The sequence below is a fragment of the Streptomyces sp. NPDC026589 genome, from assembly GCF_040638385.1.
Lineage (GTDB): Bacteria > Actinomycetota > Actinomycetes > Streptomycetales > Streptomycetaceae > Streptomyces.
In genome coordinates this window covers 297,356-321,545 of record NZ_JBEZYG010000002.1, presented here as the reverse complement: position 1 = coordinate 321,545, position 24,190 = coordinate 297,356, and the positions used below count along the sequence as shown (strand labels likewise).

Annotated in this window: 20 protein-coding genes; 4 read left to right on the top strand and 16 right to left on the bottom strand. The window is 71.3% G+C overall.

The window, feature by feature from the left end; translation table 11 throughout:
• Positions 1-43: 43 nt before the first annotated feature.
• The 16 genes from AB0F29_RS04455 to rsmH form a co-directional block, all read right to left on the bottom strand.
• Positions 44-1,204 carry a DivIVA domain-containing protein gene (locus AB0F29_RS04455; RefSeq protein WP_361867369.1) on the bottom strand — a complete coding sequence of 387 codons (1,161 nt, stop codon included), beginning with the start codon at positions 1,202-1,204 and terminating at the stop codon, positions 44-46.
• A 49-nt stretch (positions 1,205-1,253) separates the two neighbouring features.
• A complete protein-coding gene (locus AB0F29_RS04450) occupies positions 1,254-1,538 on the bottom strand; it encodes a YggT family protein (RefSeq protein ID WP_006123846.1) in 285 nt (94 codons plus the stop codon).
• 90 nt (positions 1,539-1,628) lie between these two features.
• The gene (gene sepF, locus AB0F29_RS04445) at positions 1,629-2,258 is read right to left on the bottom strand and encodes a cell division protein SepF (RefSeq protein ID WP_361867368.1); all 630 of its coding nucleotides are present in this window, start codon (positions 2,256-2,258) and stop codon (positions 1,629-1,631) included.
• A gap of 125 nt (positions 2,259-2,383) precedes the next feature.
• Entirely contained in the window at positions 2,384-3,103 is a 720-nt protein-coding gene (locus tag AB0F29_RS04440) for a YggS family pyridoxal phosphate-dependent enzyme (protein WP_361867367.1), read from the bottom strand.
• 6 nt (positions 3,104-3,109) lie between these two features.
• The gene (pgeF, locus tag AB0F29_RS04435; RefSeq protein ID WP_361867365.1) at positions 3,110-3,850 is read right to left on the bottom strand and encodes a peptidoglycan editing factor PgeF; all 741 of its coding nucleotides are present in this window, start codon (positions 3,848-3,850) and stop codon (positions 3,110-3,112) included.
• Positions 3,847-5,070 carry a cell division protein FtsZ gene (gene ftsZ / locus AB0F29_RS04430; protein WP_361867363.1) on the bottom strand — a complete coding sequence of 408 codons (1,224 nt, stop codon included), beginning with the start codon at positions 5,068-5,070 and terminating at the stop codon, positions 3,847-3,849. Before ftsZ ends, pgeF begins: the two co-directional genes overlap by 4 nt.
• Positions 5,071-5,346: 276 nt before the next feature.
• Positions 5,347-6,141, bottom strand: coding sequence for an FtsQ-type POTRA domain-containing protein (locus AB0F29_RS04425; RefSeq protein WP_361867361.1), 795 nt, complete (start codon positions 6,139-6,141; stop codon positions 5,347-5,349).
• A gap of 62 nt (positions 6,142-6,203) precedes the next feature.
• Complete coding sequence (murG, locus tag AB0F29_RS04420; RefSeq protein WP_215106295.1) at positions 6,204-7,292, bottom strand: undecaprenyldiphospho-muramoylpentapeptide beta-N-acetylglucosaminyltransferase; 1,089 nt, start codon at positions 7,290-7,292, stop codon at positions 6,204-6,206.
• A 6-nt stretch (positions 7,293-7,298) separates the two neighbouring features.
• Entirely contained in the window at positions 7,299-8,744 is a 1,446-nt protein-coding gene (gene ftsW, locus AB0F29_RS04415) for a putative lipid II flippase FtsW (protein WP_361867359.1), read from the bottom strand.
• A gap of 65 nt (positions 8,745-8,809) precedes the next feature.
• Positions 8,810-10,255, bottom strand: coding sequence for a UDP-N-acetylmuramoyl-L-alanine--D-glutamate ligase (murD, locus tag AB0F29_RS04410; RefSeq protein ID WP_361867358.1), 1,446 nt, complete (start codon positions 10,253-10,255; stop codon positions 8,810-8,812).
• Positions 10,237-11,307 (bottom strand): phospho-N-acetylmuramoyl-pentapeptide-transferase, encoded by a 1,071-nt coding sequence (mraY, locus tag AB0F29_RS04405; RefSeq protein ID WP_215111057.1) that lies wholly within the window; start codon positions 11,305-11,307, stop codon positions 10,237-10,239. The genes murD and mraY overlap by 19 nt, the downstream gene beginning before the upstream one ends.
• Entirely contained in the window at positions 11,304-12,725 is a 1,422-nt protein-coding gene (gene murF, locus AB0F29_RS04400; protein ID WP_361867357.1) for a UDP-N-acetylmuramoyl-tripeptide--D-alanyl-D-alanine ligase, read from the bottom strand. The genes mraY and murF overlap by 4 nt, the downstream gene beginning before the upstream one ends.
• A gap of 4 nt (positions 12,726-12,729) precedes the next feature.
• Positions 12,730-14,301: a UDP-N-acetylmuramoyl-L-alanyl-D-glutamate--2,6-diaminopimelate ligase gene (locus tag AB0F29_RS04395; RefSeq protein WP_361867356.1), complete on the bottom strand. Its 1,572-nt coding sequence runs from the start codon at positions 14,299-14,301 to the stop codon at positions 12,730-12,732.
• Between the two features lie 187 nt (positions 14,302-14,488).
• The gene (locus tag AB0F29_RS04390; protein WP_361867355.1) at positions 14,489-16,477 is read right to left on the bottom strand and encodes a penicillin-binding protein 2; all 1,989 of its coding nucleotides are present in this window, start codon (positions 16,475-16,477) and stop codon (positions 14,489-14,491) included.
• 4 nt (positions 16,478-16,481) lie between these two features.
• Positions 16,482-17,054, bottom strand: coding sequence for a septum formation initiator (locus AB0F29_RS04385; protein ID WP_361867354.1), 573 nt, complete (start codon positions 17,052-17,054; stop codon positions 16,482-16,484).
• Positions 17,055-17,115: 61 nt separating this feature from the next.
• The gene (gene rsmH / locus AB0F29_RS04380; RefSeq protein WP_265602146.1) at positions 17,116-18,081 is read right to left on the bottom strand and encodes a 16S rRNA (cytosine(1402)-N(4))-methyltransferase RsmH; all 966 of its coding nucleotides are present in this window, start codon (positions 18,079-18,081) and stop codon (positions 17,116-17,118) included.
• A 428-nt stretch (positions 18,082-18,509) separates the two neighbouring features.
• Here rsmH and AB0F29_RS04375 point away from each other — a divergent pair, with 428 nt between their 5' ends.
• The 4 genes from AB0F29_RS04375 (at position 18,510) to AB0F29_RS04360 (ending at position 24,153) form a co-directional block, all read left to right on the top strand.
• The gene (locus AB0F29_RS04375; protein ID WP_361867353.1) at positions 18,510-19,073 is read left to right on the top strand and encodes a carbonic anhydrase; all 564 of its coding nucleotides are present in this window, start codon (positions 18,510-18,512) and stop codon (positions 19,071-19,073) included.
• A 252-nt stretch (positions 19,074-19,325) separates the two neighbouring features.
• On the top strand, positions 19,326-20,369 hold the full coding sequence (locus tag AB0F29_RS04370; RefSeq protein ID WP_361867352.1) for a MoxR family ATPase: 1,044 nt from the start codon (positions 19,326-19,328) through the stop codon (positions 20,367-20,369).
• The gene (locus AB0F29_RS04365; protein ID WP_361867351.1) at positions 20,369-21,736 is read left to right on the top strand and encodes a DUF58 domain-containing protein; all 1,368 of its coding nucleotides are present in this window, start codon (positions 20,369-20,371) and stop codon (positions 21,734-21,736) included. Before AB0F29_RS04370 ends, AB0F29_RS04365 begins: the two co-directional genes overlap by 1 nt.
• Positions 21,733-24,153 (top strand): DUF3488 and transglutaminase-like domain-containing protein, encoded by a 2,421-nt coding sequence (locus AB0F29_RS04360; RefSeq protein ID WP_361867350.1) that lies wholly within the window; start codon positions 21,733-21,735, stop codon positions 24,151-24,153. The genes AB0F29_RS04365 and AB0F29_RS04360 overlap by 4 nt, the downstream gene beginning before the upstream one ends.
• The last annotated feature ends 37 nt before the right edge of the window (positions 24,154-24,190 follow it).

The following is a 24,190-nucleotide window of genomic DNA, read 5'->3' as shown; positions in this document are numbered from 1 at the left end:
CCTCTGCCTGCCGACGGCTACGCGCTCAGCGAGCGCGAACCGCTCAGTTGTCGTCCTCGTCGATCAGGAACCCGCGCATCGGCGAAGGCGCCTGCTGCATCGGCTGCGGCGCCTGCGGCCGCACCGGCGCCATCGGCTGCGTCATCGCGGGCGACATCTGCTGCTGGCCACCGTAGGACGGCGCACCGCCCATCGTGGACGGGCCGCCACCCATCTGCTGGCCGCCGTGGCCACCGTGGTTGGAGCCGCCCATGGAGTGACCCATCGCACCCGCACCGGCCGGGGCCAGCGAGGGGGACGGCGGCAGCGAAGCGGCTGCCGGAGTCCGCGGCGGGGCGAGCGAGTCGTCCGCCTGGGTCTCCAGCTGACGCAGCTGGCTCTCCAGGTAGGACTTCAGCCGCGTGCGGTACTCGCGCTCGAAGCCACGCAGGTCCTCGACCTTGCGCTCCAGCGTCGCGCGGGCCGACTCCAGCGAGCCCATCGCCACACGGTGCTTCTCCTGCGCGTCCCGCTCCAGAGCGTCGGCCTTGGCACGCGCGTCGCGCTCCAGGCCCTCGGCACGGCTGCGCGCCTCGCCGACGATCTTGTTGGCCTCGGAACGGGCCTCCGCGATCGCCTGGTCGGCGGTCTGCTGTGCGAGCGAGAGGACACGGGCGGCGCTGTCGCCACCGGGGCCCTGCTGCTGCTGCATCTGCGGCGGCTGCATCTGCTGCATCTGCTGCTGCTGGGGGTGCTGCCCCATGGGGCCGCCCTGCATCGGGCCACCCATGGGACCGCCCTGCATCGGGCCGGGGCCGTGCGGGCCCTGCGGACCGGGACCATGGCCACCCTGGGGGCCGTGGCCACTGGGACCTGCGGGCAGCTGCGGCGCGCCACCGGGCAGCTGGGGCGGACCCATCTGCGGGGGCTGCTGCTGCTGCGGCGGTCCTGATATGGCGGCGGGAACGGGCGCACCCGGGCGATCCTGCTGCTCCGGAGGCTTGCGCATACCCTGCTGCTGCTGTTGCTGCTGCTGCTGGTTCTGCGCGGCGGCACGCGTCGCGGCGGCCAGCTTGGCGCGCAGGTCCTCGTTCTCACGGAGCAGACGGGTCAGCTCCGATTCGACCTCGTCGAGAAAGGCATCGACCTCGTCCTCGTCATAGCCTTCTCGGAGGCGGACGGTCGTGAACTGCTTGTTCCGCACGTCCTCGGGGGTCAACGGCATCTCTTCTTCACCTCTACGTAGTCGTCGGCAGTCGGCAAGACCGTATCGCTCACAACCTGACCACAACGCTGATCAGGATGTAGACGATGATCATCAGAACGAAGAAGGACAGGTCGAGTGCCACGCCCCCGAGACGCAGCGGCGGGATGAACCGCCGCAGAAGCTTGAGCGGTGGATCGGTGACAGTGTAGGTGGCCTCAAGTACGACCACCATCGCCTTGCCGGGTTGCCATGAACGTGCGAACTGGAAGACATAGTCCATGACCAGCCGGAAGATCAGCACGATGAGGAAACACATCAGCGCGATATAGACCACATCCAGTGCGACGCCCATGTCCCGCGGTTCCCTCTCCCCTGGCTCTCGTCAGCTCCGGCCTCGTGGCCGGCACCGGCCTCTCGGCCGGGTTGTTCCGGTGTCGTGTTCTCAGCTCTGGTTGAAGAATCCGCCCTCTGCGATGCGGGCCTTGTCCTCCGCCGTGACATCGACGTTAGCAGGCGACAACAGGAACACCTTCTGCGTCACGCGTTCAATGCTGCCATGGAGACCGAAGACGAGTCCCGCGGCAAAGTCGACAAGTCGCTTCGCGTCCGTGTCGTCCATCTCCGTGAGATTCATGATCACCGGAGTGCCCTCACGGAAGTGTTCCCCGATGGTACGGGCCTCGTTGTAGGTCCTGGGGTGCAGCGTGGTGATGCGGTACGGCTCCCGCTCGGACACGACCTTGGGCATGATCACCGGCGCGTTCTTCTCCATGTTCGGGCGTTCAGGTGTGATGGATGCCACGGGCGCGATCCGGGCGGGTCGCACGCTTTCCGCGGGGAGCTGAACCGGCTCGCGCTGGGCGGGCGGTTGCACTACTCGTACCGATTCGTCCCTTTCGCGCTCGCGCTCGCGTTCCCGCTCCACCTGGTGTGGGGGCTGATGCCGCCGCCGGTCACGCTCAGGCTCCGGCTCAGGTTCGAATTCGTCATCGGGGTCGAACCCCGGACCGTCGTACCCATCGTCCTCCACGAGGCCGAGGTAGACCGCCATCTTGCGCATCGCGCCGGCCATGCTCCGAGTCCTCCGCTCTGTGGTGGATCGGCATTCGTCACCAAGTGCCCGCGATCCACTGTGGTCTGCCCGCTGTGAGCGGTAATGACCATATTTTCTGCTGTGGTCCGACTTGCTTCGCGACGTTACCCGAGCCGGGGTCGGACTCCGAGTACCGCCGTACCGACGCGTACATGTGTCGCTCCGGCCGCCACCGCGTCCTCCAGGTCCCCGCTCATACCTGCGGAGACCATGTTCGCAGCCGGATGACCTGCGCGCAGGCGGGATGAGATTTCCATCAGCCGGTCGAACGCGGCCCGTTGCCGGCCGGCGTACTCCCCGGCCAGCGGCGCCACGGTCATCAGTCCGTCGAGCCGGAGTCCGCCCGCCGCCCCGATCGCGGCCGCCAACTCCTCGATCCCGTCCGGCGCGACTCCGCCGCGCTCACCGCGCTCACCGCTCTCCGCGTCCAGGGCGACCTGGATGAGGCAGCCGAGTTCACGCTCCCCGCGCACCGCGGCGGCGGAGAGGGCGGTGACCAGCTTGGCGCGGTCCACCGACTGCACGACATCGGCATAACTGGTCACAGAACGAACCTTGTTCGTCTGCAATTGTCCGACAAAGTGCCATGTCAGCGAAAGATCCGCACAAGCGGCGGCTTTGGGGGCGGCGTCCTGGTCGCGATTCTCCGCGACATGGCGCACACCGAGTTCATGCAGGATCCGCACATCGCTCGCGGGGTAGGTCTTGGTGACCACGATCAGGGTCACTTCCTCGCGCTGACGACCGGCCGCGGCGCAGGAGGAGACGATCCTCTCCTCCACCTGCGCCAGATTCGCGGCGAGTTCAGCCTTACGATCCGTCATGCCCTATCAGTCCAACCAGACATATCCGGCGAGCCGCCCGGTGGTGCGGTCGCGGCGGTACGAGAAGTGGTCGCCCGATTCCAGGGTGCAGTACGGCGAGGAGTGCCGGTCCGTCACACCGAGGGCGGTGAGCTGGGCGTGGACTCCGCCGGTGACGTCGACCGCCGGGGTTCCCCAGCTGGTCTCGGACCACGCGCCCGGGACGGCGTCGGCGACCTCGGCCCGCATCGCTTCCGGCACTTCGTAGCACCGTCCGCAGACGGCCGGCCCGGTGTGCGCGGTGATCCGGGAGGGGTGTGCGCCGAGCGCGACCATGGCCTCGACCGCCGCCGGAACGACCCCGGCGACCAGTCCCGGCCGCCCGGCGTGCGCCGCCCCGACGACCCCGGCGACCGGGTCGGCGAGAAGAACGGGGGTGCAGTCGGCGGTGAGGACCGCGAGCGCCAGTCCGCGCCGGGCGGTCACCACCGCGTCCACGGCCGGAATCTCCGCGTCCGCGCCCCAGGGTCCGTCCACCACCGCGACGTCCCGGCCGTGCACCTGGTTCATCCAGACGACGTGGGCCGGGTCGAGACCGAGGCGTCGGGCCGCGCGCTCCCGGTTCGCGCCGACGGCGGCGGGGTCGTCGCCGACCGCGCCGCCGAGGTTGAGCTCACCGTACGGAGCCGCGCTCACTCCGCCCCACCGGTCGGTGAAGGCGAAATGAGCGCTGCCCGTGACGGGTGCCGCCCGGTGATGGGCTATCACTTCAAGAAGTCCGGAACATCCAGCTCTTCGGCCTGGGTGTCCTGGTAGGGACGGGCCGGCGGGACGTGCGGCGGCGAGACCGGCCCGAGCCCGCTCTCACTCGAAGCCGACGCGGGGGCGGGCTCGGCCGGAGCCGGGCTCTCCTCGCGCGGAGGTACGGAACCGAGTCCGCCCGTCGGGCGCGTGGACTCGGCGGAGGACCTGGCCGGGGCGGCCGGCTCCTCGCGCTTGTTGCTGTTCGCGCCGAGGACGTTCTCCCGGCGGGCCGGCGGCTGTCCGCCGTCGAAGCCCGCCGCGATCACGGTGACCCGCACCTCGTCGCCCAGGGCGTCGTCGATGACGGCGCCGAAGATGATGTTGGCCTCGGGGTGCGCGGCCTCGCTCACCAGTTGGGCGGCCTCGTTGATCTCGAAGAGACCGAGGTCGCTGCCGCCGGAGATGGAGAGGAGGACACCGCGGGCGCCGTCGATGGAGGCTTCCAGGAGCGGCGAGGAGATCGCCATCTCCGCGGCCGCCACCGCGCGGTCGTCGCCGCGCGCCGAGCCGATGCCCATGAGCGCCGATCCGGCCTCGGACATGACCGACTTGACGTCGGCGAAGTCGAGGTTGATCAGACCCGGGGTGGTGATGAGGTCGGTGATGCCCTGGACACCCGAGAGCAGCACCTGGTCGGCCGACTTGAACGCGTCGAGCACGCTGACCTGGCGGTCCGAGATGGACAGCAGGCGGTCGTTGGGAATGACGATGAGGGTGTCGACCTCTTCGCGGAGTTCGGCGATGCCGTCCTCCGCCTGGTTCGCGCGCCGCCGGCCCTCGAAGGTGAACGGGCGGGTGACCACGCCGATCGTCAGGGCGCCGAGCGAGCGCGCGATGTTGGCGACGACGGGTGCGCCGCCGGTGCCGGTGCCGCCGCCTTCTCCGGCGGTGACGAAGACCATGTCGGCCCCCTTGAGGACCTCTTCGATCTCCTCACGGTGGTCCTCTGCCGCCTTACGACCGACGGCCGGGTTCGCCCCGGCGCCGAGGCCCCGGGTGAGTTCGCGGCCGACGTCGAGCTTGACGTCGGCGTCGCTCATCAACAGGGCTTGTGCGTCCGTGTTGATCGCGATGAACTCGACGCCCTTGAGACCGACCTCGATCATTCGGTTGATGGCATTGACACCACCGCCGCCGACACCGATGACCTTGATGACTGCGAGGTAGTTCTGCGGTGCTGCCACGTCGAAGGCCTCTCGCCTCGAGTTACGTGTCGTCGCTCTGCGGTAGCTCCGCGGCGACGACTGATGTCGATGGGGACGGTCCGAACGCCGACCCAAACCCTAACGTTGAAGTTTAGGGTTACCAGTGTGTCTGCTTCCTGGACTCTTCCGAACAGGACACTAAGTCGACAAGTGGCGCACGTTCAACGAACACGCCGAACCTCCCGTTTTTCTTTTCACCCTATGTGATCACCCGTAGCGCTGACCAACCAGGGTGCTGGCCAGCACAAATACCCGTCAACTCGCCGATACCGCCGGGGCGGTGGGGGCGCTTACGTCGAACTGTCCCCCTTTGGGGGCCGCTTTCATGAGTGCGGTGAGGACGCGCGCCTTCACCGCCCCGTCTTCACCGCTCCCCCAGGTCACCACACGATCCCGGGTGAGCAGCAAGGAGATCGCATCGTACGAGGTGACCCGTACGGTCTCGGTGTCCTCGGCCACACCTGCCGGAAGGTCGCCGGCGACCCGGACCGCTTCCCGCAACAGACCGTCACCGCCGAAGCGGCGAAGGCTCGCGGACGGTTCGGGAGTCAGCTCCAGCAGGGGCACACCCTTCGGCGCCTTGTCCACGGTGGCGAAGCGCACGCCCTCGGCATCCACTTCCACGAACGCGCCGCCCTTTTCGACCAGCAGGACCGGCTTCCGTTCGGTCACCTTAAGGCCGATGCCGTCCGGCCAGGACCGAACGACATCAACTGTGTCGATACGAGGCAACTTCTGGCGCAACCGGCGCTCCATGGCACCGGTGTCCACGGAGACCAGCGGGGCGCCGATCGGGGTGGCGGCAACCGCTTCCACTTCTTCGCGGGTCAGTACCTCGACGCCGCTCGTGCTGACCTTCTCGACACGGAGCCAGGAGGAGCCGTAGAGCACCCAGATCACGAACGCGGTGAGCAGGGCGACCGCGACGCCGATCAGGATCAGCAGGGTGCGGCGGCCGATCCGTGGCCCCTCGGGGCCGCTGTGAGACGGGCCCGCGGAGGTGTCCGCCCGCCCGGGTGCGCCGCGCTGGGCGGTCGTCGGTCCGGCCACGCTCGCTCCTTCGACGGGCCCGGGGCGCCCGCCCCGGACCCGCACCGCATCGCGCCGGGCGCCTAGCGGCGCGCGGCAATCGCTTCGTACACCATGCCGACGAGCAGGTCGTCGGCGTCGCGCCGGCCGAACTCGGCCGCGGCGCGGGACATTTCGTACAGCCGGTGGGGGTCCGACAGTACCGGCAGGACGTTGCCCTGCACCCACTCCGGGGTGAGCGCCGCGTCGTCCACCAGCAGGCCGCCGCCGGCGTTGACCACCGGCTGGGCGTTGAGCCGCTGTTCGCCGTTGCCGATGGGCAGCGGGACATAGGCGGCGGGGAGCCCGACGGCGGTGAGTTCGGCGACGGTCATCGCGCCCGCGCGGCAGAGCATCATGTCGGCCGCGGCGTACGCGAGGTCCATCCGGTCCACGTACGGTACCGGGATGTAGGGCGGCATCCCGGGCATGTTGTCGATGCGCGGCAATTCGTTCTTCGGGCCGACCACATGGAGGATCTGGATCCCGGAGCGCTGGAGCAGCGGCGCGACCCGCTGGACCACCTCGTTGAGGTGGCGCGCACCCTGCGAGCCGCCGGAGACCAGCAGCGTGGGCAGGTTGGGGTCGAGTCCGAAGGAGGCGCGGGCCTCCGGGCGGACCCGGGCGCGGTCCAGGGTGGCGATGGTGCGGCGCAGCGGGATGCCGATGTAGCGGGCGCCGCGCAGCTTGCTGTCGGGGGTGGAGACGGCGACCCCGTGGGCGTACCGCGAACCGATCTTGTTGGCCAGGCCCGGGCGGGCGTTGGCCTCGTGGACCACGATCGGCACACCGGCCCGCTTGGCCGCCAGGTAGCCGGGCAGCGCGACGTAGCCGCCGAAGCCGACCACGCAGTCCGCCTTGGTGCGCTCCAGGATCTGCTCGGCGGCCTTGATGGTGCCGCGCAGCCGGCCCGGGACGGTGATCAGTTCGGGTGTGGGCTTGCGGGGCAGTGGCACGGCGGGAATGAGCGCCAGCTCGTACCCCCGCTCGGGCACGAGCCTGGTCTCCAGTCCGCGTTCCGTGCCGAGGGCAGTGATTCCCACGGTCGGGTCCTGCCTGCGCAGGGCGTCTGCGAGGGCAAGCGCGGGCTCGATGTGTCCGGCGGTCCCCCCGCCGGCGAGTACGACATGCACCGAAATTCACCGCTCTCCGGACGGACGCTTCTTGACGCGCCGTCTCATCGTCTTCCATCTCACCCCGGGCTTCCGCATGGCCAGGGCCGCCTTGGCGGCTGGGTCCTCCCGTGCGAAGGCGATCATCAGCCCGACCGCGAACATCGTCGGCAGCAGGGCCGACCCCCCGTAGGAGAACAGCGGGAGCGGCACCCCGGCGATCGGCAACAGACCGAGCACCGCACCGATGTTGATCACGGCCTGGGCCGTGATCCACGTGGTCACGCCTCCCGCGGCAAACCTCACGAAGGGGTCCTCCGTGCGTCCGGCCACGCGGATACCCGCATAGCCTAGAGCCGCGAACAGGGCGAGCACGGACAGCGTCCCCGCCAGACCCAGTTCCTCACCGGTGATGGCGAAGATGAAGTCGGTGTGAGGTTCCGGGAGTTGACCCCATTTTTCCACACTCGCACCCAGTCCGGAACCGAACCATCCGCCGGACGCCAGAGCATAGATCCCGTGTGCGGCCTGCCAGCAGCCGCCCTCCGGATCGGGCTCGCTCACGCCCATGCAGGCGAGCCGGGACATCCGGTTCGGGCTCATCCTGATCAGCAGGAACGCGATGACGGCGGCGAAGCCGAGCACCCCGGCGAACAGCCTGGTGGGAGCGCCCGCCAGCCAGAGCAGACCGAACAGGATCGCCGTGAGAATGATCGCGGTTCCCATGTCGCCGCCGAGCATGATCAGTCCCAGCAGCATGAAGGCGACCGGCACGAGCGGTACGAGCATGTGCTTCCACTGCGCCAGCAACCGCTTGTCCTGCTTGCGGGCCAGCAGGTCCGCCCCCCACAGGATGAGGGCCAGCTTGCCGAACTCGCTGGGCTGGAGCTGGAACGGGCCGCCCAGGTAGAGCCAGTTCTGGTTGCCGTTGACCGACATCCCTATCCCCGGCACCTGGACCAGGACCATCAGGAAGACGGTGACCATCAGTATCGGGTAGGCCAGCGCCCGGTGGAGCTTCACCGGCATCCGGGCGGCGATCAGCATCAGCGTGCCGCCGATGACGGCGGCGAGGAACTGCTTGCCGAAGAAGTAGGTGGAGGGCTTGCTGATGTCCAGCGCCTTGATCATCGAGGCGGAGTAGACCATCACCAGGCCCAGCACGGTGATCAGGAGGCTGGAGCCGAGGATCACGTAGTAGGCGGTCAGGGGCCGGTCCCAGGCCCGTCGTGCCCGCTCGTAGGTACGGCGGGGTCCACCACCGCGCCCGGTGCGCGGGGGGCGGGGTCCCGAGCCGCCGCGTCCGGAGCCGCAGGGCTTCTCGGGGCGCCGGGAGCCGGTGGCGAGGCGCCCGCGCAGGGCGAGCCCGTCGGGCAGCGGTACTCCGGAGAGGGCGGGCGTCGCGGTGAGGGGGCGGGGAACCGAGGCCCGCGCGCGGTCCCGCCGTACGGCGAATCTCTCGTCGGCCGGCATTGTCGCTGTCCCCTCCACTGCTCGTGCCCGGGGCCCGTGAACCCCGGGCGCGGAGGCCCGGTCGGTCAGGCGCTCTCGTCGGCGCGTGCGCGGACCGCGTCCGCGAACGCCTCGCCCCGCTTGTTGTAGTTGGTGAACATGTCCATCGAGGCACAGGCCGGGGCCAGCAGTACCGTATCGCCCGGCCGGGCGAGCTCGGCCGCCCGCGCGACCGCTTCGGACATCGCCCCAGTGTCGGTCCGGTCGAGGTCGACCACCGGGACTTCGGGGGCGTGTCGCGTCAGGGCTTCGTGGATCAGCGCCCGGTCGGCGCCGATCAGCACGACCCCGCGCAGCCGCTTCGCCGCGCCGGTGACCAGCTCGTCGAACGTGGCGCCCTTCGCCAGTCCGCCCGCGATCCAGACGATGGAGTCGTAGGCGGCGAGGGAGGCCTCGGTGGCATGGGTGTTGGTGGCCTTCGAGTCGTCCACGTAGGCGACTTCGCCGATGTCCGCGACGTGTTCGATGCGGTGGGCGTCCGGCCGGAAGGCGCGCAGTCCGTCGCGGACCGCGGCCGGTTCCACACCGTAGGCGCGGGCGAGGGCGGCGGCGGCGAGTGCGTTGGCGATGTTGTGCGGAGCCGGCGGGTTGACGTCGGTGACCTCGGCCAGTTCCTGGGCCTGCTTCTGGCGGTTGGCGACGAACGCCCGGTCGACGAGGATGCCGTCGACCACGCCGAGCTGCGAGGGGCCGGGGGCGCCGAGGGTGAAGCCGATGGCCCGGCAGCCCTCTTCGACGTCCGCCTCGCGCACCAGGTCCTCGGTGGCCGGGTCGGCCGCGTTGTAGACGCAGGCGACCGTGTTGCCCTCGTAGACGCGGCCCTTGTCCGCGGCGTACGCCGCCATCGAACCGTGCCAGTCGAGGTGGTCCGGGGCCAGGTTGAGGACGGCGGCGGAGTGGGCGCGCAGGGAGGGCGCCCAGTGCAGCTGGTAGCTGGAGAGTTCGACGGCGAGGACGTCGTACTCGGTCTCGCCGAGCACCGCGTCCAGCAGGGATACGCCGATGTTGCCGACGGCCGCGGTGCGCAGGCCCGCGGCCTGAAGGATCGAGGCCAACATCCGCACGGTCGTGGTCTTGCCGTTGGTGCCGGTGACCGCGAGCCAGGGGGCGGCCTCGCGGCCGTTGGTCCCGCGCAGTCGCCAGGCCAGTTCGACGTCGCCCCAGACCGGGACGCCCGCCTCGGCGGCAGCCAGGAAGAGCGGCTTGTCCGGCTGCCAGCCGGGGGCGGTGACGACGAGCTCCGTGGACGGCGGCAGGGTCGCGCCGTCGCCGAGGCGCACGGTGATGCCGAGCGCCTCCAGTTCGGCCGCCTGCGCGCGGGCGCGCTCGTCGTCGCCGTCGTTGACGACGGTGACGAGCGCGCCGCGCTCGTGCAGGGCGCGGGCCGCGGGGATCCCGCTGACGCCGAGCCCGGCGACGGTGACGTGTTTGCCCTGCCAGTCCACGGTGCTGCTCACTTCTTGGCTGCCCATCCCGCGTAGAAGAGGCCGAGGCCGACGATCACGCACATGCCCTGGATGATCCAGAAGCGGACCACGACAAGGACTTCGGACCACCCCTTGAGTTCGAAGTGGTGCTGGAGCGGCGCCATCCGGAAGACCCGCTTGCCGGTCATCTTGAACGAACCGACCTGGATGACCACGGACATGGTGATCATCACGAAGAGGCCGCCGAGGATGGCGAGGAGGAACTCGGTGCGGGACAGGATCGCCAGGCCCGCGAGGGCGCCGCCGAGGGCGAGCGAGCCGGTGTCGCCCATGAAGATCTTGGCGGGCGAGGTGTTCCACCAGAGGAAGCCGAAGCAGGCGCCCATCAGGGCGGCGGCGACGACGGCGAGGTCGAGCGGGTCGCGTACCTCGAAACAGGCGCTCGGGTTGGTCAGCTTGTCCGCGTTGGCGCAGGACTCCTGGAACTGCCAGAGGCCGATGAAGGTGTAGGCGCCGAAGACCATGACGGAGGCGCCGGTGGCCAGACCGTCGAGGCCGTCGGTGAGGTTCACGCCGTTGGACATGGCGAGGATCATGAACAGCGCCCAGACGCAGAAGAGCACCGGGCCGATCGACCAGCCGAAGTCCTCCACGAAGGAGAGCCGGTCGGAGGCCGGGGTGCTGCCCGCGGAGTTGGGGAACTGGAGCGAGAGCACCGCGAAAGCGATGCCGACGATCAGCTGTCCCGCCATCTTCGCCTTGGCCCGCAGACCGAGCGAACGCTGCTTGACGATCTTGATGTAGTCGTCGAGGAACCCGACGAGGCCCATGCCCGCCATGAGGAACAGCACGAGGACGCCGGAGTAGCGGATGTCCTCACCCGTGATGACCTTCGCGAGGAGGTACGCGATGATCGTCGCCGTGATGAAGGCGATGCCGCCCATCGTGGGCGTGCCCTGCTTGCTGCCGTGCGTGCGCGGGCCGTCGTCCCGGATGAACTGCCCGTATCCCTTGCGGGCCAGCAGCTTGATCAGCAGCGGGGTACCGACCAGGGTCAGGAAGAGCCCGATGGCCCCCGCGAAGAGGATCTGCCTCATCGGCCGGCGACCTCGCCCTCGGTCGAGTTCTCCAGCAGTGCCTGGGCGACCTTCTCCAGGCCGACCGACCGGGACGCCTTCACCAGCACGACGTCTCCCGGGCGCAGTTCACTGCGCAACAGGTCGACGGCCGCCTGTGCGTCGGACACGTGCACCGACTCCTCACCCCACGAACCCTCGTTATATGCGCCCAGTTGCAGCCAGGAGGCTTCTCTCCCCCCGACAGCGACGAGCTTGCTGACGTTGAGCCGGACGGCGAGCCGTCCGACCGCGTCGTGCTCGGCGAGCGACGCGTCACCGAGCTCGGCCATCTGACCGAGCACCGCCCAGGTGCGTCCCCCGTCGGCCCCTCGGGCCTGACCCATGGCAGCCAGCGCACGCAGTGCGGCTCTCATGGATTCGGGGTTCGCGTTGTAGGCGTCGTTGACGACCGTCACACCGTCCGGACGCTCGGTGACCTCCATGCGCCAGCGGGAGAGGGTGCCCGCCTCCGAGAGCGCCTCGGCGATCTCGGTCACGGACATGCCCAACTCATGGGCGACGGCGGCCGCGGCGAGCGCGTTCGACACGTGGTGCTCACCGTACAGGCGCATGGTCACGTCGCTGCACCCGGTGGGTGTGTGGAGCTCGAAGGCGGGCCGCCCGTCGGCGGTCATTCTGACCTTCTCGCCCCGTACGTCCGCTTCCGGGGCTTCTCCGAAGAGCAGGACGCGGGCTTTGGTGCGCGGGGCCATGGCGCGGACGAGCGGGTCGTCCGCGTTGAGCACGGCACAGCCGTCCTCGGGCAGGACCTCGACCAGCTCGCCCTTGGCCTGGGCGATGGCCTCCCTGCTGCCGAACTCGCCGAGGTGCGCGGAGCCGACGTTCAGGACGAGGCCGATGCGGGGCGGGGTGAGGTTGGCCAGGTAGTGGATGTGGCCGACGCCGCGGGCCCCCATCTCCAGGACCAGGTGCTCGGTCTCTGCGGTGGCGGTCAGCGCCGTGACCGGCAGGCCGATCTCGTTGTTGAGGGAGCCGGGGGTCCAGACGGTCGGGCCCTTGCGCCGGAGGAGCTGCGCGATCAGGTCCTTGGTGGACGTCTTGCCGGCGGATCCGGTGAGTCCGACGACGGTGGTGCCGAGGCGTTCGACCACGGCACGGGCGAGGGCTCCGAGCGCGCCGACGACGTCGTCCACGACGATCGCCGGAACGCCGACGGGGCGGGCCGCCAGGACGGCCGCGGCGCCCGCCTCGACGGCGCGCCGGGCGTAGTCGTGGCCGTCGACCCGTTCGCCGGCGAACGCGGCGAACAGGCTGCCTGGCGCGACCTCGCGGGAGTCGATGACGACGGGTCCGGTCACGGTGACTGCCGGATCCGGTATGTCGTACGACTGCCCGCCGACGATTTCGGCGATCTCGGCGAGGGAAAGGGTGATCACTTGGTCATCCCTGACTGTTGTTCTCGAGGTGAGGGGCACGGTCCGAGGCGCCGGGGCGCGTCAGGGACCGCTCGATGGCTGCGTGCAGGACCTTGCGGTCGTCGAAGGCGCGTACCACCCCGTGGATGTCCTGGCCCTGTTCGTGCCCCTTGCCCGCGACGAGGACGGTGTCGCCCGCCTCCGCGCGGGCGACGGCGGCGGCGATGGCCGAGGCGCGGTCGGCGTCGACCAGCACGTCGCCGCGCTCGTGGACGGGCACTTCGGCGGCGCCGGAGAGCATCGCGGCGAGGATCGCGAGGGGGTCCTCGGAGCGGGGGTTGTCGGAGGTCAGCACGGCGGTGTCGGCGAGCCGGGCGGCTGCCGCGCCCATCGGGCCGCGCTTGGTGGTGTCGCGGTCGCCGCCGCAGCCGAGGACGATGTGCACCTTGCCCTCGGTGACCTTGCGCAGGGAGCGCAGTACGGACTCGACGGCGTCGGTCTTGTGCGCGTAGTCGACGACGGCGAGGTAGGGCTGTCCGGCGTCCACCCGCTCCAGCCGGCCGGGGACCCCGGGGACGGCCGCGATGCCGTCGGCGGCGGTCTGCGGGTCGACGCCCGCGACGGCCAGCGTGACGATGGCGGCGAGGGTGTTCGCGACGTTGAAAGGGCCGGGCAGCGGGGCGCGGGCGGTGATCCGCTCGCCCTTCGGGCCGACGGCGGTGAAGGTGCTGTCCTGCGGTCCGACCTCGACGTCCTCGGCGTGCCAGTCGGCGTCCGGGTGGCCCTCGGCGGAGAAGCTGGTGACCGGCACCCCGGACTCGGTCAGGAGCCTGCGGCCGTACTCGTCGTCGAAGTTCACGACGCCGCGGTGGCTGCGTTCGGGGGTGAACAGCTGGGCCTTGGCCTGGAAGTAGTCCTCCATGCCGGAGTGGAACTCCATGTGCTCCGGGCTGAGGTTGTTGAAGACGGCGACGTCGAAGACGCAGCCGTCGACCCGGCCGAGCACCAGGGCGTGGCTGGAGACCTCCATCGCGACGGCCTCGACGCCGCGTTCGCGCATGACGGCGAAGAGGGCCTGGAGGTCGGTGGCTTCGGGGGTGGTGCGCTCGGACTTGATGCGCTCGTCGCCGATCCGCATCTCGACGGTGCCGATCAGCCCGGTGGGGCGTCCGGCGGCGCGCAGTCCCCCCTCGACGAGGTACGCGGTGGTGGTCTTGCCGGAGGTGCCGGTGATGCCGAGCTGGAGCAGGCCGATGCCGGGCCGCCCGTAGATGTCGGCGGCCAGCTCGCCCATGACGGCGCGCGGGTCCTCGGTGACCAGCACCGGCAGGCCGGTGGCCGCGGCGCGTTCGGCGCCGGCGGGGTCGGTGAGGACGGCGGCGGCGCCGAGGCCGGCGGCCTGGGCGGCGAAGTCGGCGCCGTGGAAGCGGGCGCCGGGCAGGGCCGCGTACACGTCTCCGGGTCGCACGGCCCGTGAGTCGTGGGTGATGCCGGTGACCTCACCGGTCCCGGCCGTTTCTACGCCGAGCCGGTCTGCCAGCTCGCCGAGAGGGGTGGGCCGGAGCCGGTCCGGTCGGGGCGCTCCCGGGTAGGTCACAGGCGCGTCCTTCTGAGAGGTTTGGGACTGATCAGCGTGGGGCACGGCGGTGAGCGTACCGGGCCGGTGCGGCGTCTCGCGAAGCGAGGGACCTTGGTTCCGGCGGTTCTCGTTCCGGTTCCCTGGATCGGGGGTGATGGTTGTCACTGAGGGTTCCCTTGGAGGAGATGCTCGCGCATCCCCGTGTTCACTCGCCGGGTTTGAAGGACACCGGCAGCCGGGGCGGCTCGCTGCCGGACGGTGGGGTCTGGAGCGTCTTGAGCGCGAACTCCATGACCTGCTTGTAGATCGGGCCGCAGATCTGGCCGCCGAAGTAGCTGCCCTTGGTGGGGTTCTGGATCGCGCAGTAGACGGTGACCTGGGGGTTGTCGGCGGGGGCGAAGCCCGCGAAGGAGGCGGTGTAGCCCTTGTAGACGCCGCGGACGGGGTCGACGCGGTTGGCGGTGCCGGTCTTGCCCGCGACCCGGTAGCCGGGGATGGCGGCCTTGGTGCCGGTCCCTTCCCGGTCGTCGACGACGGACTCCAGCATCGTCGCCAGGGTCTTGGCGGTCTTCTCGCTGACCACCCGGTTCTCCTCGGGGGCCTCGGCGGCCGTGAAGCGCCCGTCGGAGCCCTTGGCGCCGCGGACGAGGGTGGGGGCGATCCGTACGCCGCCGTTGGCGATGGTGGAGTAGACCGAGGCGGCCTGGACGGCGTTGAGCGAGAGGCCCTGGCCGAAAGGGATCGTGTACTGCTGCGAGGTCGACCAGTCCTTGGGGTGGGCCAGCAGTCCCGGCGACTCGCCGGGGTAGCCGAGCCCGGTCTTGGAGCCGAGGCCGAACTTGCGCAGGTAGGAGTAGAGGACCTGGTTGGACTCCGCCTGGGTCCTGCCGAGCTGACCGGTCGCCAGGATGGTGCCGATGTTGCTGGATTTGGCGAGGACCCCGTTGAGCGTGAGGTACCAGGTGGGGTGGTCCACGTCGTCCTTGAAGAGCCGGTCGCCGCGGTGCAGCCGGTTGGGGACGGTGACGTGGGTGCCGGGTGTGGCGGCCTTCTCCTCCAGTACGGCGGCCATGGACATGACCTTGCTGGTGGAGCCGGGCTCGTACACGTCCTGGAGCGCTGCGTTGCCGAGAGAGGCGGAGGTCGCCTGGGAGAGGTCGTTGGGGTCGTAGCCGGGGGCGTTGGCCATGGCCAGCAGCTCGCCGGTCCGCGTGTTCTGGACGATGACGTAGCCGCGGTCGGCCTTGGACTTCTCGACCTGGTCGCTGATGGCCTTCTGGGCGGCCCACTGGATGTCGCGGTCGATGGTCAGCTCGATGTCGGAGCCGGGCACGGCCGGGATCTCGCTGCTGCCCGCGGTGGGGACCCGGCGGCCGCCGGCCTGGGCGTAGCGGATCCTGCCGTCCTCGCCCGCGAGTTCCTTGTCGAGCTGCGATTCGAGGCCGCCGCCGCCCTTGCCGTCGGCGCTGACGAATCCCAGTATCCCGGCGGCGAGATCCCCGTTGGGGTAGACGCGCTTGGTGGTGGGCACCTGGAGGACGCCGGCCAGGACGTCGGCTCCCGGACCACCCTTCAGCTTGTCCTCGTACGCCTTCTCGGCGAAGACGGACTTGAGGTCCTTGATCTGCTTCCAGACCTGGGGGGTCTGCCGGTAGGCGAGGACGGTGTAACGGGACTTGGGCGCCGACAGCTTCTTGACGAGCTCGTCGACGTCCTTGCCGAGGATCGGGGCGAGCAGGGCCGCCGCCTGCTGGGGCGCGTCCGGGGCCTTGCTGTCCTCGGGCGTGAACATCTTCGGGTCGGCCGTGATGTTGTGCGCGTCCACGCTGGTGGCGAGCGCGACGCCCTTGCGGTCGGTGATCTCGCCGCGCTCGGCGGCGACCGTGTAGTCCAGGTAGCGGTTCTTCTCCGCCTTGGCCGCGTACGCGCCGGCGTCGACGGCCTGGACCTGGAGCAGGCGGGCCACGAAGGCCAGCATGACCAGCGTCAGCCCGAGGCTGACGAGCCGGAGCCGGGGGCGGGGGCTGCCGAGGCGTAGGGAGCGCTGTGCGCCGGGGCGCGCGGTGGTGCGCCCCGGGGCGGAACGGGGGCGGCGGGCCGGTGGGCGCGCGCCGGAGCGGCCGGATCCTGATCCCCCGTTACGGGGCCGGGCCGGGCCGGGTACGCGGCGGCGCGGCGGTTCCTTGGGCGGCACTGCGTCACCTGCCGGGGCTCGTCGGGGGCGGGGTGCTCTCCGCGGCGGATGCGGGGTCGGGCTCGGTCGCGAGGGCGGTCGCGGGGACGGATCCGGAGGGCGGGGCGGAGCCGGAGGGTACGTCCGGGATCCCGGCGGCGGCGGGGGTCCCGGCGTCGGCCGGGGCGCTGGGGCTCGGCGTGGGGCTGGGGCTCGGCGACGGCGGGGCGGTGGCCTCGGTGGGGTTGCCGCGGACCGTGCCGTCGGGGTTCAGGAAGGCGGGGCTGCCGCCGGGGACCATGCCCAGCTCCCGGGCCCGGCGTTCCAGGGCGTCGGGCTGGGAACGGCTGTCGACGTCGCGCTGGAGCGCCTGCTGCTCGTCGGTGAGCTCGGTGGTGTCCCGCTTCAGCTCGCTGAGCCTGAACGATCCCTCGTTGAGCGCGGAGTTCAGCAGGAGCAGGGTGATGAGCCCGCCGCCCAGAAGCAGGACGACCAGCAGCACGAAGGGGGTGCGGGCCGCGGTGCTGGGCCCGGTGGACGGCATCAGCCGGGCGAGCCTCGCGGCCCGCCCCTTCAGTGGTGCGGCCGGTTTGCTCACCGCACGGCTCCCCTGCCGCCCGGCGCCGGGCGGCCGCTTCGCGTCGGGCGACGCCGGGTGCTCATCGCTCCTCCGCGCGGATGCGCTGGGCGCCGCGCAGCCGGGCGGGAGCGGCGCGCCGGTTCTCGGCGACCTCCTCCTCGGTGGGCAGCTCGGCGCCCCGGGTGAGCTGCTTCAGCCGGGGCTGGTAGCGCTCGGGGACGACGGGCAGGCCGGGGGGCGCGGTGTTGGCGGCGCCGGCCGCGAAGACCTGCTTGACCAGCCGGTCCTCCAGCGAGTGGTAGGACAGCACGGCGATGCGGCCGCCGACGTCGAGGCACTGGACGGCGGCCGGAATGGCCCGCTCCAGGACGCTCAGCTCGCCGTTGACCTCGATGCGCAGGGCCTGGAAGGTCCGCTTCGCGGGGTTGCCGCCGGTGCGCTTGGCGGCCTGCGGCAGCGCGTCGCGGATCAGCTCGACGAGCCGGGCGCTGTTGCTGAACGGCTCCTTCTCGCGCTCGCGGACGACGGCGGAGACGATCCGCTTGGCCTGCTTCTCCTCGCCGTACTGGCGCAGGATCCGGACCAGTTCGCCGGGCGGATAGGTGTTGAGCACCTCGGCGGCGCCCATGCCGGTGCTCTGGTCCATCCGCATGTCGAGCGGGGCGTCCTGGGCGTACGCGAATCCGCGGTCGGCCTCGTCCAGTTGCATGGAGGAGACGCCGAGGTCGAACAGCACGCCCTGGACCTTGGGGATCCCGAGCCGCGCGAGGACCTCGGGGAGTTCGTCGTAGACCGCGTGGACGAGGGTGGCGCGGTCGCCGTAGGGGGCGAGCCGTTCGCCGGAGAGGCGGAGGGCCTCCTTGTCGCGGTCCAGGGCGATCAGCCGGGCGGTGGGGAAGGAGGCGAGCAGCGCCTCGCTGTGGCCGCCGAGGCCGAGGGTGCAGTCGACGACCACGGGTTCCGGGTGGGCCGGGTCCTGGAGAGCCGGGGCCAACAGGTCCAGACACCTCTGGAGCATCACGGGGACGTGTCGGGTCTGGCTCAAGGCGCCCTCTCAGGCTCTGTCCCGCGCGGCCGGCACGTACGTCCTGGTCCCCGCCCGCTCTGAAGGGGAGGTCCGCCGGCGCCGGGGAAGAGGCGTCGGCCGACCGAGAGCGGGAGAGGGCCGGGTCGCACGTACGCCGCACATCACGGGGGAAATACGGAATATGCAGGAGGTGCAGGGGGTGCGATGGGGCAGTGGGTACGGCGGTGGTCGGTGACTTCGCGTTACTTTAGTCCACCCTGCCATTCGATCGATTCACGATCAACGAACCGGGCAGCGAGTCGCGCCACCCGTCCGGATGCGGCGAACTCACCCGAACGGGTGCACCCCCGCGCGTCTTGTGGGTTAGCTCACAACAAGCCGAGTTGACGTTTTTTGTCCGCTCTCACAGCACGCCCGGGCCAGGCGGGAAGGCTAACGTCGTATCCATGTCGACTTCTGCTCACTCTCCCGCCGAGTCCGTGACGTCCACCGCTGCGGCGGTCCGCGAGGGGGGCCAGGTCACCGACCGGCTCGTCGCCCTGAACGCCGGGTACGCCAAGGACTTCCGCGATCCGGGTATGGACGCGCGCCCCGTCCTCCAGGTGGCCGTGGTCGCCTGCATGGACGCCCGTCTCGACCTGCACGCGGCGCTCGGTCTGGAGCTCGGCGACTGCCACACCATCCGTAACGCGGGCGGCGTGGTCACCGACGACGTGATCCGCTCGCTGACCATCAGCCAGCGGGCGCTCGGCACCCGCAGCGTGGTCCTCATCCACCACACCAACTGCGGCCTGGAGTCCCTCACCGAGGACTTCCGGCAGGAGTTGGAGCGCGAGGTGGGCCAGCGTCCGGTCTGGGCGGTCGAGGCCTACACGGACGCCGACCAGGACGTGCGCCAGTCGATGCAGCGGGTGCGCACCTCGCCGTTCCTGCTCCACACCGACGACGTGCGCGGGTTCGTCTTCGACGTGACCACCGGCCTGCTGCGCGAGATCCACTCCGTTTCCTGAACGCACCCACCTCGCTTTCCCGGCCCTCCGCCGCACCTCACGCACTCATCACCGCTTCTCGCGGTGCCGAAATCGCGACAGACGCTGACTTTTCACACCCACTTATCCACAGGCGAGTGACACGAAGCGGTAACGGCAACAAGAATGCGGGTGTGACATCCCCGGGCCTTCCGGCGGAGTGTCCGATTTTTTCGGGGTGGGCCGCGCGGGTACGCGCGACGGCCCCTGCGCAAAAGGGCCGAGGAGGGCCGGGTGACGACCTATGACGATCGAGCGAGCCTCACGGATCTGACCACCACAGCAGAGCGGGTGCGCAGGTCGGTGGAGAGTGTGATCGAGGGCAAGCCCGAGGTCGTACGGCTATCGCTGACGGTGCTCCTCGCCGAGGGGCATCTCCTCATCGAGGACGTCCCCGGTGTCGGCAAGACCATGCTGGCCAAGGCGCTGGCGCGGTCCATCGACTGTTCGGTGCGACGGATCCAGTTCACACCGGACCTGCTTCCCTCGGACATCACCGGTGTGTCGATCTTCGACCAGCAGCGGCGGGACTTCGAGTTCAAGCCGGGCGCGATCTTCGCCCAGATCGTGATCGGCGACGAGATCAACCGCGCCTCGCCGAAGACGCAGTCGGCGCTGCTGGAGTCGATGGAGGAGCGCCAGGTCACCATCGACGGGCACTCCTACGAGCTGCCCGACCCGTTCATGGTGGTGGCCACCCAGAACCCGGTCGAGATGGAGGGCACCTACCCGCTGCCCGAGGCCCAGCGCGACCGCTTCATGGCCCGGGTCTCCATCGGCTACCCCAGCCCGGAGGCCGAGCTCCAGATGCTCGACGTGCACGGGGGCGTCTCCCCGCTGGACGACCTCCAGCCGGTGGCCCACGCCCACGACATCGTGAAGCTGATCGACGCCGTCCGTACGGTGCATGTCGCCGACGCCGTGCGGCGCTACGCCGTGGAGCTCGTCGGGGCCACCCGGAGCCACCCCGACCTCAGACTCGGCGCCTCCCCGCGCGCGACGCTGCACCTGCTGCGCGCCGCGAAGGCGTCCGCCGCGCTCAGCGGGCGCGACTACGCCCTGCCGGACGACGTGCAGGCGCTGGCCACGCCGGTGCTCGCGCACCGGCTGCTGCCCACCGCCCAGGCCCAGCTGAACCGCCGCACGGCGGAGCAGGTGGTCCTGGAGATCATCCAGCGCACCCCCGTGCCGACCTCGGCCGGTGGCACCGCGCCGGTCGGGCAGGAGCCGGGCCGTCCGCTGTACCACCAGCAGCAGCCCGGGGCACGGCGGCTGTGATGGCCGCCGGCGAGCCCGGCGCCGTGGAGGACGGCGACAGGAAGGGCGGCCTCCGGGCGGCCCTGGGCGGACTGACCACCCGGGGACGCTCGTTCCTGGCCGCCGGTCTCGCCGCCGCCGCCTGCGCGTACGTCCTGGGCCAGGGCGATCTGCTGCGGGTCGGACTGCTGCTGGCCGTGCTGCCCCTGGTCTGCGTGATCGTGCTCTACCGCACCCGCTACCGGGTGACGGGCACCCGGCGGCTCTCACCGTCGCGCGTGCCCGCGGGCTCGGAGGCCCGGGTGCACCTGCGGATGGAGAACGTCTCCCGGCTGCCCACCGGACTGCTGATGCTCCAGGACCGTGTTCCGTACGTCCTCGGCCCGCGCCCCCGCTTCGTCCTGGACCGGGTGGAGGCGGGCGGCAGGCGCGAGGTGTCCTACCGGGTCCGCTCCGACCTGCGCGGACGCTATCCGCTGGGCCCGTTGCAGCTGCGGCTCAGCGACCCGTTCGGGATGTGCGAGCTGACCCGCTCCTTCAGCGCGTACGACACCCTCGTCGTCATCCCGCGCACGGTGCCGCTGCCCGTGCTGCGGCTGGCGGGCGAGGCCTCCGGATACGGCGACGGGCGGCAGCGGTCCCTCGCGCTGGCCGGTGAGGACGACATCATTCCGCGCGGCTACCGGCACGGCGACGATCTACGCCGGGTCCACTGGCGCTCCACCGCCCGCCACGGCGAGCTGATGGTGCGCCGCGAGGAACAGCCGCAGCGGGCCAGGTGCACGGTCCTGCTGGACACCCGGGGGATCGGCTACCAGGGCGCCGGGCCCGACTCGGCCTTCGAATGGGCGGTCTCCGGGGCGGCCTCGGCGCTCGTGCACATGCTGGAGCGCGGCTTCGCCGTACGGCTGCTCACGGACGACGGGAACGCGGTGCCCGGCGAGGGGTCGGGCGGTTACGCGGGCTCGACCCAGGAGTCCGCGGACTCGGCGGGCCTGATGCTCGACACGCTCGCGGTGGTCGGCCATTCCGACGGCGGGGGCCTCTCGCGCGCCCATGACGTGCTGCGCGGCGGCAACGAGGGACTGCTCATCGCCTTCTTCGGCGATCTCGACGAGGAACAGGCCGCGGTCGCGGCCCGGATGCGGCAGCGGGCCGGGGCTGGGGTCGCCTTCGTCCTCGACAGCGCCGCCTGGGCCGGCGACGAGGACGGCGTGGGACGGGCCGAGGAGCGGCTGCGGCGGCTGCGCGAGTCGGGCTGGACCGCGGTGCCCGTGGAGCCTGGGGCCGAACTGCCCGCACTGTGGCAGCTGGCGGGCGGGATGCGCACGGATTCACCGTCGGCCACGAGCGGCGGCGCGACAGGTTTCACGGGGAGATGGTCATGAGCGGGCGGGCCAGGCTGGCGCTGTGCGCCTATGCGGCGACTCTGCTGGCGGCGGGGGCGCTGATCCCGCTGGTGGAGGGGGTCGGCTGGCTGATGCAGGCGGCGGTGCTGCTCGGCGTCCAGAGCGGGGTGGGCGCCCTCGCGCGCCGGGTGCCGCTGGCGAGGACGCTGACCATCGGCGTCCAGACGCTGGTCACCCTGCTGCTGCTGACGCTGGTGTTCGTCCGGGACCACGCCCTGTTCGGGGTGGTGCCGGGGCCGGGGGCCCTCATGCGCCTCGGTGAGCTGCTGGTGGCGGGCGGGGAGGACGTCGGCACGTACGCCATCCCGGCCCCGATGACCGACGGCATCAAACTGATGGTGGTCGGCGGGGTGGTCCTGATCGGCCTTGCCGTGGACGCCCTGGCGGTGACCTTCCGCAGCGCGGCCCCCGCGGGACTGCCCCTCCTCGCCCTGTATTCGGTCGCGGCCGGTCTCTCCGACGGCGGAGCGAGCTGGCTGTGGTTCCTGCTGGCCGCCTCCGGCTATCTGCTGCTCCTGCTGGCGGAGGGCCGGGACCGGCTCTCCCAGTGGGGCCGCGTCTTCGGTGGCGCCACGCGGAATTCGGGCGGTCTGGCCGACGGGCTGGCCGGGGTGAGCGGCGGCTCCTCCCCCGTCCGGACCGGGCGGCGGATCGGCGTGTTCGCGCTCGGCATCGCCCTGGTGGCCCCCCTGGCCCTGCCCGCCCTGGACAGCGGCCTGCTGGGCGGCGACGGACCGGGGAACGGCAGAGGCAGCGGCGGTGGCACCATCTCCGCGGTGAATCCGCTGGTCTCGCTGCAGAACAACCTCAACCAGCCGGACAACCGGGAGGTGATGACGTACCGCAGCAACATCGAGGACCCGCAGAGTCTCTACCTCCGGATCCTGGCCCTGGACGAGTTCAACGGCAGCGAGTGGCGTTCCTCCACCCGCCGGCTGACGGACGTTCCCGACCGCCTCCCGCAGCCCACCGGTCTCGGCAGGGACGTCTCCGTCACCGAGGTCCGGACGAACATCTCCGCGTCGGGCTCCTACCAGCAGACCTATCTGCCGCTCCCCTACCCGGCCAGCGAGGTCCGCGTCGGCGGTCGCTGGCGGTACGAACCCGAGGGCCGCACCCTGGTCGGCGACGACGGGCAGACCACGCGCGGCGCGCGTTACGAGGTCGGCAGTCTGGTCGTCGAACCCACGGCGGGCCAGCTCGCGGCCGCGGGCGCCCCGCCCCAGGAGCTGGTCCGCGAATACACCCAGGTTCCCGGCTCCCTGCCGAAGGTGGTCGCCGAGACCGCCGAGCAGGTCACCGAAGGCGCGTCCAACGCCTACGAGCAGGCCGTGAAACTCCAGGACTGGTTCGCGTCCGACGGCGGCTTCACGTACGACACGACGGTCACCTCGGGGACGGGGTCGTCAGCCATCGCCCGGTTCCTCCGCGACAAGGAGGGCTTCTGCGTCCACTTCTCCTTCTCGATGGCCGCGATGGCGCGGACGCTGGGCATCCCGGCCCGGGTGGCGGTGGGCTTCACCCCGGGGACCGTGCAGGGGGACGGGGCGATGTCGGTCGGGCTGCGCGACGCGCACGCCTGGCCCGAGCTGTATTTCGAGGGGGTCGGGTGGACCCGGTTCGAGCCCACCCCGAGCCGGGGCAGCACGCCCTCGTGGACCCGCCCCGAGGTGCCCACGGACAGTGCGAGCGACGCCGCCGAGCCCTCGGCGGACACCTCCGACGAGCCGTCCTCGGCGCCCTCCGCCGAGGACAGCTGCCCGCCGCAGTTGCGTCAGGAAGGCGGGTGCGGCCCCTCGCAGGAGCCGGGAGCCGCGCTGCCGACCGACCGGGGCACTCCGCTCTGGAAGGTGCTGCTGGTGGTCCCCGCGGCGGTCCTGCTGGTGGCGGCACTGGCGTTGTCGCCGCTGCTGTGGCGGATCCGGACGCGGAATCGCCGGCTGGGCTCCGGGGGGCGGACGCCCGCGGACGCCGCCGCGCGCACGCTGGCTGTCTGGCGGGAGATCACCGACACGGCCTGGGACCACGGCATCGCGCCGGACGGGTCGCTGACGCCACGGAAGGCGGCGGCCAGGATCGTGCGGCTGGGCCGCCTCGACACCACCGCGGCCGAGGCGGTGCACCGGATCGCGGGCTCGGTGGAGCAGGTGCTGTACGCCGCCGAGCCGCGCCCCGCGTCGGGACTGACCGGAGACGCGCAGGCGGTACGGGCGGGTCTGCGGTCATCGGCCGACCGCTCCGCCCGGCTGCGGGCAACCCTCCTGCCCCGATCGTCCGTCCGGGTGGTGTGGGCCCTCGCGGAGCGCCGGTCGGCCCTCGGTGAGCGATGGGCGGGCCGCCCGGGAGCCGGTCGCTGGACGGCCCGGCTGCGTCGCCTCACCCGTCAGCACGGCTGAGGCGGTCGGGGGCGAAGCACGACAGAGCCTCCGGTCC

Excerpts from the sequence above, each read along its gene's own strand:
- AB0F29_RS04455 (WP_361867369.1), bottom strand. The coding sequence starts at position 1,204 with ATGCCGTTGACCCCCGAGGACGTGCGGAACAAGCAGTTCACGACCGTC.
- AB0F29_RS04450 (WP_006123846.1), bottom strand. The coding sequence starts at position 1,538 with ATGGGCGTCGCACTGGATGTGGTCTATATCGCGCTGATGTGTTTCCTC.
- sepF (WP_361867368.1), bottom strand. The coding sequence starts at position 2,258 with ATGGCCGGCGCGATGCGCAAGATGGCGGTCTACCTCGGCCTCGTGGAG.
- AB0F29_RS04440 (WP_361867367.1), bottom strand. The coding sequence starts at position 3,103 with ATGACGGATCGTAAGGCTGAACTCGCCGCGAATCTGGCGCAGGTGGAG.
- ftsW (WP_361867359.1), bottom strand. The coding sequence starts at position 8,744 with ATGCCGGCCGACGAGAGATTCGCCGTACGGCGGGACCGCGCGCGGGCC.
- murD (WP_361867358.1), bottom strand. The coding sequence starts at position 10,255 with ATGGGCAGCCAAGAAGTGAGCAGCACCGTGGACTGGCAGGGCAAACAC.
- mraY (WP_215111057.1), bottom strand. The coding sequence starts at position 11,307 with ATGAGGCAGATCCTCTTCGCGGGGGCCATCGGGCTCTTCCTGACCCTG.
- AB0F29_RS04375 (WP_361867353.1), top strand. The coding sequence starts at position 18,510 with ATGTCGACTTCTGCTCACTCTCCCGCCGAGTCCGTGACGTCCACCGCT.
- AB0F29_RS04365 (WP_361867351.1), top strand. The coding sequence starts at position 20,369 with ATGGCCGCCGGCGAGCCCGGCGCCGTGGAGGACGGCGACAGGAAGGGC.
- AB0F29_RS04360 (WP_361867350.1), top strand. The coding sequence starts at position 21,733 with ATGAGCGGGCGGGCCAGGCTGGCGCTGTGCGCCTATGCGGCGACTCTG.